This is a genomic window from Streptomyces virginiae, assembly GCF_041432505.1.
GTDB lineage: Bacteria > Actinomycetota > Actinomycetes > Streptomycetales > Streptomycetaceae > Streptomyces > Streptomyces virginiae_A.
The window spans coordinates 93,766-104,452 of record NZ_CP107872.1 but is presented as its reverse complement, the minus strand read 5'-3'; the positions used below and the strand labels follow the sequence as shown (position 1 = coordinate 104,452).

Below are 10,687 nucleotides of genomic sequence, written 5' to 3'. Positions count from 1 at the left end.
ACCCGTACGAGAACCGAGGAACAGACACACCATGACCCCCGACGAGATATTCGCCGTCGTCCGCCGCAACCTGCTCGACGTGATCCCGGAGCTGACCGAGGCGCAGATCACGCTGGACCACAGCATGCGAGAGCTGGGCGCCAACTCCATCGACCGGATGGACGTGGTCATCGCCACCCAGGACGACCTCGGCGTCCGGGTGCCCGCCGAGCAGCTCACCCGCGCCAATGACCTGCGGTCCCTGGTCGCCGTGCTCAGCGAGCACGTGTGAGCGACGACGCGCCCGAGGCCCCGGCGCAGCCGGTGGCGGTCACCGCGGCGGCCGTTCTCAGTCCGCTCGGTGACCGGCTGGACGGCTTCACCGCCAACCTCCTGGCCGGACACAGTGCGGTGCGGATGCCGTCCGGGGACGGCACCGCGGACGGCGGCCCCCTGCCCGTCGCGGCGCTCGACGACTTCGTCCTCGCAGCGTGGGCCGAGCGCCACCTCGCCGGCAACGGCGAGACCGCCGCCCTGCTGCGGCGGGTCGCCGGCCGGGCCGCGATGCCGGCGAGGACCGCGGCCTGCGTGGCGCTGCGGGCCGTGCTGGATGCCGGCCTCGAACCCGGCGGCGCGTGGGGCGAGGAGACCGCACTGCTGGTCGCGGGCAGCAACCTCGCCCTCGCCCACCAGGCCGCCACCGTGCTCGGCCACCACAGCTCGCCGGGACGGCTGCGGGCCTCGTACGCGCTGACCCACCTCGACGTGGACGTGGTCGGCACCGTCAGCGAGGTCACCGGCGTCCGCGGCGAGGGCTGGACGGTGGGCGGCGCGTCCGCCAGCGGCACGATCGCACTGATCCAGGGCGCCCGGATGGTCGCCTCGGGATGGGCGCGCCGGGTCCTGGTGGTGGCGCCGGCCGCCGAGCTGTCCCCGGTCGAGGCGGAGGCGTTCCGCCGGACCGGGGCCATGGCCCACGAGGCGCTGCGCGGTACGCCGGAACGGATGTGCCGGCCGTTCGACCGCGCCCGGCAGGGGTTCGTCCGGGGCGAGGCCGCCGCGGCGGTGGTCCTGGAGTCCGCGGCCGCCGCACGGTCCCGCGGCACCGAGGTGCTCGCCGAGATCGCCGGTCACGGCCAGCGGCTGGACGCACGCCGGGGCACCGAGCCGGACGCCCGGGGCCAGGCCGCGGCGATGCGGGCGGCGCTCCGCTCGGCCGGCCTGACCGCGCAGGACGTCGACTACGTCAACGCGCACGGCACCGGTTCGGTCCTCGGCGACGAGGTGGAGGCCGCGTCGCTGCGCGAGGTGTTCGGCGAGCGCCCCTCGCTGCGGATCAACTCCACCAAACCGCTGACCGGGCACTGCCTGAGCGCCGCCGGGCTGGTCGAGGCCGTCGCCGTCATCGGCCAGCTGCGGGCCGGCAGCGTCCACCCCAATCCCAACCTGGAACACCCGGTGGACCCCGGACTGCCGCTGGCCGGCACCCGCGCCGAACGCCACCCGATGCGCACCGCCCTCAGCAACAGCTTCGCGTTCGGCGGCGTCAACGCCTCCGTCGTCCTGCGCCTGCCGGGCACCGCGCGCGCCGCGGCCGCGCCCATCCACCCGAACCCTGACCACACCTGACCTAGGGAGACCACCCCCATGAAGCCGGTCGGCATCGAAGCCATCAACGTCTACTGCGGAGAGACCTACGTCGACGTACCCACCCTGTTCGCGGCCCGGCAGCTCGACGACAGCCGCATCGACAACCTGATGATGGCCCGCAAGAGCGTCGCCCTGCACTGCGAGGACGCCGTCTCCTTCGCGGTCAACGCCGCCAAGCCCATCGTGGACGCGCTGTCCGAGGAGGAGCGCGGCCGCATCGAGCTCCTGATCGTCGGCACGGAGTCCGGCGTCGACTTCGGCAAGTCCCTCGCCACCTACGTCCACGACCACCTCGGACTGCCCCGCTCCTGCCGCCTGTTCGAGACCAAGCAGGCCTGCTACAGCGGCACGGCGGCGACACAGATGGCCGCGGCCGTGGTCGCCGCCAGCCCGTTCGACGGCGCCAAGGCCCTGGTGATCAGCAGCGACGTCGCCCGTCCCGTGCCGCACACCTACGTCGAGCCGAGCCAGGGCGCCGGCGCGGTCGCCATGCTGATCAGCGACCAGCCGGTCGTCGCCTCCTTCGACCGGGGCGCCAACGGCTTCCACAGCTACGAGGTGATGGACACCTGCCGCCCCGACCCGGAGGCGGAGGCCGGCGACGTCGACCTGTCGCTGCTCACCTACATCGACTGCCTCAAGAGCTCCTTCACCGACTACGCGCGCAAGGTCGAGGGCGCGGACCTCGTGGACAGCTTCGACCTGCTGGCCATGCACACGCCGTTCCCCGGCATGGTCAAGGGCGCGCACCGGGCCGTCCTGCGCAAGCTCAAGCGGATGTCCCCGCAGGCCGTCGAGGACGACTTCGCCGCCCGTCTGTCCGCGGCGGTCGAGTACCCGCGCCAGGTCGGCAACATCTACGCGGGCACCGTCTTCCTGGCGCTGGCCAGCACCATCGACAACGCCGTCATCGACCGGGAGCGCCGGGTCGGGATCTTCTCCTACGGCTCCGGGTGCAGTTCCGAGTTCTACAGCGCCGTCGTCACCCCCGAGTCGCAGCGCGCGGTCCGCGCCATGGGCATCCGCCAGGCCCTGGACGACCGCTACGAGCTGTCCGTGCCGGAGTACGACGAGCTGCTCACCGCCACCGCCGAGCTGAAGTTCGGCGCCCGCGACTTCACCTTCGACCTGGACCGCTTCCCGCAGATCACCAAGGCCCGCTTCGGTGGCGGCACGAGCCGCCCCCGACTGGTCCTGGAGGCCGTCCGCAACTACCACCGCGAGTACGTCTGGCTGGGGGACGGCCGATGAGCCACCCGGACGCCGTGCGCGTCGTCCGCGGCCGCGGGCTGCTGCGGGCCGTCCTGGACCGCCCCGAGCGGCGCAACCCGATCGACGCCGGACTGCTCACCTCGCTCGCCCGGGCCCTCGACCAGGCCGAGAGCGACCAGGACTGCCGGGTGTTCGTCCTGTCGTCGACGGGCGAAGACTTCTGCGCGGGCACCGACCTGTCCGGCGGCGACCCCGCTCCCGAGCCGCTGCCGGACGGCGCCGAACTGCCCTACTGGACGCTGCTGGAGCGGCTGACCCGCAGCCCGCTCGCCACCGTCGCCGTCGTCGACGGCCGGGCCACCGCGGGCGGGGTCGGCCTGGCCGCCGCCTGCGACCTCGTCCTGGCGGGGGAGCGGGCCCGCTTCCGGCTCACCGAGGTGCTGGCCGGGCTGGTCCCGGCGATGGCCCTGCCGTTCGTCGCCCGCCGGACCGGCGAGCAGCGGGCGTTCGCCGCGACCCTGCGCGCCGAGGAGTTCGACGCCGGCGCCGCCCACCGGGTCGGCCTCGCCGACCTGGCCGGCCCGCGCGCCGAGGACCTGCTGCCCCCGGTGCTGGCCGGACTCGGCAGGACCGACCGGAGCACCACCGCGGCGCTCAAGGAGTACCGCGCCCGGCTGTTCCCCCGGGACGCCCGCCTGGGCCACGACGCCTCGCGGCTGCTGATCGAGCGGTTCGCCGCACCGGGAACCGGGCAGCTGCTGGCGCGGCTGCGCGAGGCCGGAGCGGCGGCATGAGCCCGGTCACGGCGCGCACCGGCGCCGCCGACGACGTGGTCCACCTGTCCTGGCAGGGACCGGTGGCCGTGATCCGGATGGCCGACCACGAGGGCCGCAACACCTTCGGCCCGGCCCTCAGCCGCGGCCTCGTCGACGCCGTCGACCGGGCCGTCGCCGAGGAACGCACCCGCGTCCTGGTCGTCGAGGGCATGCCCGAGCTGTTCTGCGCCGGCGGGTCCCAGCGGGAGCTGGTCCACTTCGCCCGGGGCGACGGCAGCTTCGACACCGACGACTTCTTCCGGGTCCTCGCCCGCTGCCCGCTGCCCGTGGTGGCCGCGGTCCAGGGGCACGCGATCGGCGGCGGCCTGGTGCTGGCGCTCTACGCGGACCTCGCGGTGTTCAGCGAGCGGTCGGTGTACGCAGCCAACTTCATGCGCTACGGCTTCACCCCCGGCATGGGCGCGACCCACCTCCTGCCCGCCCGCTTCGGCCACCAGCTCGGGACCGAGATGCTCTACACCGCGCGCAACCACCGCGGCGCCGAGCTCCGCGAACGCGGGGCGCCGGTCAGGGTCGTGGCGCACGACGACGTGGCATCCACCGCTCACGCGCTGGCCGCCGGCATCGCGAACGCGCCGCGCGCCTCGCTGGAACTGCTCAAGCAGGACCTGGCCGCACCGCTGCTCGCCGCCACCGACGCGGCGATCGAGCGGGAGGCGGCCATGCACCGCACCACCTTCCGGCTGCCCGAGGTGATGGACCGCATCGTCGACGGCTACGGCGCCGCCGGCCTCCGACACCCCTGACCCGCCGCCGGCCGAGAGCCGGACCGCCGCCCGACCAGACCGACACCGCCGACGCGAGGACCGCGAGAACTGATGGACGCGAAAGAGATCCTGACCCGATTCAAGGACGGGGGCCTGGACCGGGCCGCCGCCCAGGCGCTGCTCGCCGGCCGGACCCCGGCGGCCGCACCGCGCCCGTCCGAGCCCGCAGCCGCGCCCACCCGGCCCGCTGTGCCCGCCGTGCCCGCAGTCGAGCCCGCCGCCGGGACGACCGTGGCCGCCGGGGGCACGGCCGGCCGGCCCGAGCCCGTCGCGGTGATCGGCTACAGCGCGCGCTTCCCCGGAGCCGCCGACGCGGACACGTTCTGGCAGCGGATCCTCGACGGCGACGACCTGGTCACCGAAGTGCCGCCGGAGCGCTGGCGCACCGAGGAGTTCTACGACCCGGACCCGGCCGCCGAGGGCCGTTCGGTCTCCCGCTGGGGCGCCTACGTCGCGGACGCCGACCGCTTCGACGCGGACTTCTTCCGGATGACTCCCCGCGAGGCCGAGCTGACCGACCCCCAGGCGCGCCTTTTCCTCCAGGAGGCGTGGCGAGCGCTGGAGCACGCGGGCCGGGACGCCCGCTCGCTCGCCGGAACCCGCTGCGGCGTCTACGCGGGCGTCATGCTCAACGACTACCAGGACCTGGTCGAGCGGGAGAGCCCGTACAAGCGGCTCCCCCAGGTGATGCAGGGCAACTCCAACTCGATCCTCGCCGCCCGGATCGCCTACCACCTGGACCTCAAGGGCCCCGCCGTCACGGTGGACACCGCCTGTTCGTCCTCGCTGACCGCGCTGCACCTGGCCTGCCAGTCACTGTGGCTCGGAGAGACCGACCTGACGGTGGTCGGCGGCGTCACTCTGTACCTGACCGAACTCCCGCACGTGTTCATGAGCGCGGCCGGGATGCTGTCCCCCAACGGGCGCTGCCGACCGTTCGACGCCGCCGCCGACGGCATCGTGCCGGGCGAGGGTTGCGCCGTCGTGGTGCTCAAGCCGCTGTCGAAGGCGCTCGCCGACGGCGACCCCGTGCACGCGGTGATCCGGGCGTCGGGGCTCAACCAGGACGGGCGCACCAACGGCATCACCGCCCCCAGCGCCCGCTCGCAGACCGCCCTGGTCCGCGACACGCTGCAGCGCTTCGCGGTGGACCCCGCCGGCATCGACTACGTCGAGTGCCACGGCACCGGCACCCCGCTCGGCGACCCGATCGAGGTCACCGCCCTCAACGAGGCGTTCGCCGGCGCCGGACTGGCGCCCGCCAGCGTGCCGATCGGATCGGTCAAGGGCAACATCGGCCACACCTCGGCCGCGGCCGGCCTGGCCGGGCTGCTGAAGGCGGCCGGTGTGGTGCGCACCGGGCTGGTCCCGCCGTCGCTGCACTACGCCCGGGCCAACCCGCAGATCCCGTTCGACCAGGGCCCGTTCACGGTTGCGGGGGAGCGCCGAGAGCTGGGCCGCCCCGACGGCGGCCGCCCCCGCCGGGCCACCGTCAGCTCCTTCGGCTTCAGTGGCACCAACGCCTACGTCGTCGTCGAGCAGGCCCCCGAGCAGGCCGCCCGTCCCGCCGGCGACGACGGTGCCCCGCCCGTCCTGGTCCCGCTGTCCGGCCGGCGCGCCGACGCGCCCGCCGCCCACGCCGCCGACCTCGCCCGCTGGCTGCGCGGCCCGGGCTCCGACGCGTCGCCCGCCGATGTCGCCCACACCCTGGCCGTCGCCCGCACCCACCACACGTACCGCTCCGCGCTGCTGGTCTCCGGCCGGGACGAACTGCTGGAGTCGCTGGACCTGCTCGCCGCCGGTTCGGCCGACCCGCGGCGCACCGACACCGCGCCCGACGCCGCAGCGCCCGACGCCGCCGTCCGCCGCGCCCAGGCCGCGCTGCTGGCCCGGCTGGTGGAGCGGGCGGGCGAGAACCCCGGCCCGGTCGAGCTGGCGGCCCTGGCCAAGCTGTACACGCAGGGACACACGGTGGACTGGGCCGCGGTCAGCCCGCCCGCCCGGCACCGGCGGCTCTCCCTGCCCGCCTACCCCTTCGCCCCGCACCGCCACTACGTCGAACGCCCCGCCCCCGTCACACCCCCGACGCCTGCCGCCACTTCGGCGCTCGCCGAGGCGTCGCACGGGACTCCGGCCGAGCCGGCCGGCGCCCGCACCCCGCAGGAGGCCCTGGCCGACGTGCCGCTCACCGAACCGGTTCTGCACCGGCAGGAGTGGATCCCCGCCCCGCTCCCGGCCGCCGCACCTGCCCCCACGGCCCCGGTGCTCGTGCACGACCCGGCCGGCGACCTGGCGGCCGCACTCGCCGCCACCGGGCTCGACGTCCACCGGCTGGGCGGGGACCGGACCGCCGCCGAGGCGCTGCGGGCCACCGGCGCGCAGGTCGTCACCGTCGTGCTGCGGCTCACCCCTCCCGCGGACGGCGCCCCCGCGACCGCCGTGGACCTGGCGGCGTTCGAGGCCGCCCGCGCGGCGCTGGCCGTCCTGCGCACCCAGCAGCTCACCCTGCTGGCCGTCACCGCGGATCCCACCCGAGCCGACGCGGCCGGAGCGCTCGTCCAGACCCTCCGTCAGGAGAACCCCCGGCTCTCCGGCCGCGCGGTGCTGACCGCGGACGGCACGCCGGACGCGAGGCGGTTGCTCGCCGAGATCGCCGCGCCGGCCGCCGAGCACGGGCACCTGGCCGACCTCCGCTCCGCCCGGCGGCTGCGCCGGGTGCTGGTACCGGTTCCGCTGCCCGGCACCCGCCCCTTCGTGCGCCAGGACGGCGTGTACCTGGTCAGCGGCGGTGCGGGCGGCATCGGCCTGGCACTGGCCCGGCACCTGACGGACCGTCCGGGCACCCGCGTGGTGCTCTGCGGACGGACCGCGTGGGACGACCTCGCCGAAGCGACCCGCAGCGCCGTCTCCGGCAGCGACCGCCTGCGCTACGCCAGGGCCGACGTCACCGACCCCGAGGCCGCCGCCGCGCTCGTGGCCGAGGTCGTCCGGACCGAGGGCGCCCTGCACGGCGTCTTCCACGCCGCCGGCGTGGTGCGCGACGGCTACCTGGTGCGCAAGGACCCCCGGGACGTGGCCGACGTGCTGGCGCCCAAGATCCTCGGTGCGCGGGCGCTGGACGAGGCGACCGCGGCCCTCCCGCTGGACGCGTTCGTGCTGTTCTCCTCGGTGGCCGCGGTGACCGGCAACCTCGGCCAGAGCGACTACGCGTTCGCCAACGGCTTCCTCGACGGCTTCGCCACCCGCCGTGCCGGGCAGGTGGCGCGCGGTGAGCGGCACGGCAGGACGCTGTCCGTGCAGTGGCCGCTCTGGGACGTCCCCGGCATGAGCATTCCCGAGCCGGTCCTGGAAGTGGTGGCCCAGCACACCGGCATGGCGCCGCTGCCCGCAGCCGTCGGGCTCGCGGCTCTGGAACGCCTGCTGGCCGCCGACGGCCCCGAGGTCGTCTCGCTCTTTCACGGCGACGCGGCCACGTGGCGGGCCCACCTGGCCGCCCTCCACCTGGAGCGGCCGGCCGCGGCCGGCCAGGTGACGGCCGCCGCTCCCGCCGCTCCCGCCCCTTCCGACACCCCCGTCGTCGCGTCGGCCGATCCTGCTGCGGCGGATGACGGCCGGCGCGCCGAACTGGCCGACCGGGTCAGCCGGACGGTGGCCGACACCATCGGCCGCCCCGCGGGCAGCATCGGCGGTCACACCTCGCTCGAGTCGATGGGGCTGGACTCCGTCATGATCCGCGCCCTCGCCTCCCGGCTCAGCGCCGAAGTGGCACCGGTCGGGCCGGAGATGCTCTTCGGCCTGCGCGACCTGGACGAGCTGGTCGACCACCTGGTCGCCGCCCGGCCGGTCCCCGTAGCGGAACCGGCCACACCGGCGGTCCCGCCGGCACCCGCCGCCACGGCGGCCACGGTCTTCGCACCGGTGGCTCCGGCGGACCCGGCCGTTGTCCCGGCCGCCCCGGCCGCCCTGCCCGTCCCCGCCGCCGCGCCGGCATCCGCCTCCCGTACGCTGCCGGCGCCGTCCGCCGATGACCGCTTCGCGATCATCGGCATCAGCGGCCGCTACCCGCAGGCGCCCGACCTGGACGCCTTCTGGCAGAACCTGCTGAACGGCAAGGACACCGCCTCCGACCTGCCCACCGACCGCTGGCCGGACGCCGCGGGCGTCAACGCCCGGGGCCACTTCCTCGAAGGCGTGGACGCGTTCGACCCGACGTTCTTCGGACTGTCCGCCCATGACGGGACCCTGCTCGACCCGCAGGAACGGCTGTTCCTGGAGGTCGCCTGGGAGGCGCTGGAGGATGCCGGATACACCGGCTCGCGTCTGCACGACCTCGTCGCGCCGGACGGCGAGCGCCGCAGCGTCGGCGTCTTCGCCGGGATCACCTCCAGCGACTACAAGCTGCTGGGCGCCGAGCGCTGGGCAGCCGGACACCGGGAGATGCCCTCCGGGCACTACTGGAGCCTGCCCAACCGGCTGTCCTACCTGCTGGACCTGCGCGGTCCGAGCCAGCCGGTCGACACCGCCTGCTCGTCCTCCCTGGTCGCGCTGCACCTCGCGCTCGACGCGCTCCGCCGCGGCGAGTGCGCGGCCGCTCTGGTCGGCGGGGTCAACCTGTACGTCCACCCCTCCCGGTTCCGGATGCTGCGCCGGTCCGGCTTCCTGGCCGAGGACGGCCTGTGCCGCAGCTTCGGCGCCGGCGGGGCCGGCTTCGGCCCGGGCGAGGGCGGCGGTGCCGTCGTGGTGAAACCGCTCGCCGTCGCCCTGGCCGACGGTGACACCGTGCACGCGGTGGTCCGCGGCAGCGCGGTCGCACACGGCGGGCGGACCAACGGCTTCACCGCGCCGAGCCCGTGGGCGCAGGCACGGGTGCTCCGTGCCGCGCTGCGGAACTCCGGCACCGACCCGGAGACCGTCAACGTGATCGAGGCGCACGGCACCGGGACGGAACTCGGCGACCCGGTCGAGCTGGCCGGCCTCCAGGACGCGTACGGCTCCGGCCGCGTGCCCTGCTCGCTGGGGTCGGTCAAGTCCGCGGTGGGGCACGGCGAGTCGGCGGCCGGCATCGCCGCGCTGACCAAGGTGGTCCTCCAACTGCGCCACGGCGAGCTGGTCCCCACCCTGCACGCCGACCCGGTCAACCCGGGCCTGCGCCTGGAGGACACCCGCTTCGTCCTCCAGCACACCCCGGGCCGCTGGGAGCGACTGACCGGCGCGGACGGCAGCCCGCTGCCGCGACGGGCGGGCATCAGCTCCTTCGGCGCCGGCGGAGTCAACGCCCACGTCATCGTCGAGGAGTACCTGCCCGAGCCGCACGGCCGCGCGGCCGCCGCCGAGCCGGGCCGCCCGGAACTGGTCCTGCTCTCCGCCCCGACGCGCGAGCACCTGGCGGCCACCGCCGACCGCCTCGCGCGCCGGCTGGAGGGCCCGGAGGCGCCCGCCGACCTGCGGGCGGTGGCGTACAGCCTGCGCACCGGCCGGTCCGCCATGGACTGTCGCCTCGCCGTGGTGGCGACCGACACCGCCGGCCTGGCGGCCGCGCTCGGCGCCTTCGCCCGCTCGGCCGACGCCGGCGAGGGGGAGTCCGCCGTGCGGTACGCCGACCTGCGGGACGGCCGCCGTGCCCATCGGGACCTGGACACGGTGCCCGAGACGACCGCGTTCCTCGCCGACCTGTGGCGCAACCGGCGCCTGCACCAACTCGGCGAGCTCTGGCTGTCGGGCCTCGACATCGAGCGTGCCGCGCCCCGTGAGCCGGGCACCCGGCTGGTGCCGCTCCCCACGTCGGCGTTCCTGCGGCGCCGGCTCTGGATCACCGACCCGGTCACGGCGGACACCACGCCCACACCGGACCCTCTGCCCACACCGGACCCCCTGCCCGTACCGCTGTCCGCTCCGGCACCGGCACCGGCCCCCGCCCCCCAGCCCGCGCCGACCACCACCCCGGCCCCGGCAGCCGCGCCCGCCGCAGCGCCTGCCAGATCCGGGGAAGCGGTGACCGAGCAGCTGTCGCGCCTCGTCGCGGGCTTCGTACCCGACGCGGCGGGGTCGGTCGACCCCGACCGCACCCTGCTCGAACACGGCATCGACTCGATCAACCTGATGAACCTGCGCTTCGAGATCACCGAGCGGTTCGGGCGGACCCTGCCGCTGCAGTTGCTCAGCGAGTCGACCGTCCCCGTGCTCGCCGCCCACCTGTCCGCCGACCGCGCCCACGACCGGGCCTGAACGAGAGAGTTGGCGCCA

General features: G+C 75.6%; 6 protein-coding genes. All 6 read left to right on the top strand.

Annotated elements, in window-relative coordinates:
• Nucleotides 1-31 precede the first annotated feature (31 nt).
• Nucleotides 32-271, top strand: coding sequence for a phosphopantetheine-binding protein (locus OG624_RS41565; RefSeq protein ID WP_033220286.1), 240 nt, complete (start codon nucleotides 32-34; stop codon nucleotides 269-271).
• The gene (locus OG624_RS41560; RefSeq protein ID WP_051763257.1) at nucleotides 268-1,608 is read left to right on the top strand and encodes a beta-ketoacyl synthase N-terminal-like domain-containing protein; all 1,341 of its coding nucleotides are present in this window, start codon (nucleotides 268-270) and stop codon (nucleotides 1,606-1,608) included. The genes OG624_RS41565 and OG624_RS41560 overlap by 4 nt, the downstream gene beginning before the upstream one ends.
• A gap of 18 nt (nucleotides 1,609-1,626) precedes the next feature.
• Nucleotides 1,627-2,880 carry a hydroxymethylglutaryl-CoA synthase family protein gene (locus OG624_RS41555; protein WP_033220285.1) on the top strand — a complete coding sequence of 418 codons (1,254 nt, stop codon included), beginning with the start codon at nucleotides 1,627-1,629 and terminating at the stop codon, nucleotides 2,878-2,880.
• On the top strand, nucleotides 2,877-3,635 hold the full coding sequence (locus OG624_RS41550) for an enoyl-CoA hydratase-related protein (RefSeq protein ID WP_051763256.1): 759 nt from the start codon (nucleotides 2,877-2,879) through the stop codon (nucleotides 3,633-3,635). The genes OG624_RS41555 and OG624_RS41550 overlap by 4 nt, the downstream gene beginning before the upstream one ends.
• Nucleotides 3,632-4,423, top strand: coding sequence for a polyketide synthase (locus tag OG624_RS41545; protein ID WP_331720998.1), 792 nt, complete (start codon nucleotides 3,632-3,634; stop codon nucleotides 4,421-4,423). The genes OG624_RS41550 and OG624_RS41545 overlap by 4 nt, the downstream gene beginning before the upstream one ends.
• Nucleotides 4,424-4,495: 72 nt before the next feature.
• Nucleotides 4,496-10,669, top strand: a complete 6,174-nt coding sequence (locus OG624_RS41540; RefSeq protein WP_331720997.1) for an SDR family NAD(P)-dependent oxidoreductase — start codon at nucleotides 4,496-4,498, stop codon at nucleotides 10,667-10,669.
• Nucleotides 10,670-10,687: the final 18 nt, after the last annotated feature.

Excerpts from the sequence above, each read along its gene's own strand:
- OG624_RS41555 (WP_033220285.1), top strand. The coding sequence starts at position 1,627 with ATGAAGCCGGTCGGCATCGAAGCCATCAACGTCTACTGCGGAGAGACC.
- OG624_RS41540 (WP_331720997.1), top strand. The coding sequence starts at position 4,496 with ATGGACGCGAAAGAGATCCTGACCCGATTCAAGGACGGGGGCCTGGAC.
- OG624_RS41565 (WP_033220286.1), top strand. The coding sequence starts at position 32 with ATGACCCCCGACGAGATATTCGCCGTCGTCCGCCGCAACCTGCTCGAC.
- OG624_RS41545 (WP_331720998.1), top strand. The coding sequence starts at position 3,632 with ATGAGCCCGGTCACGGCGCGCACCGGCGCCGCCGACGACGTGGTCCAC.
- OG624_RS41550 (WP_051763256.1), top strand. The coding sequence starts at position 2,877 with ATGAGCCACCCGGACGCCGTGCGCGTCGTCCGCGGCCGCGGGCTGCTG.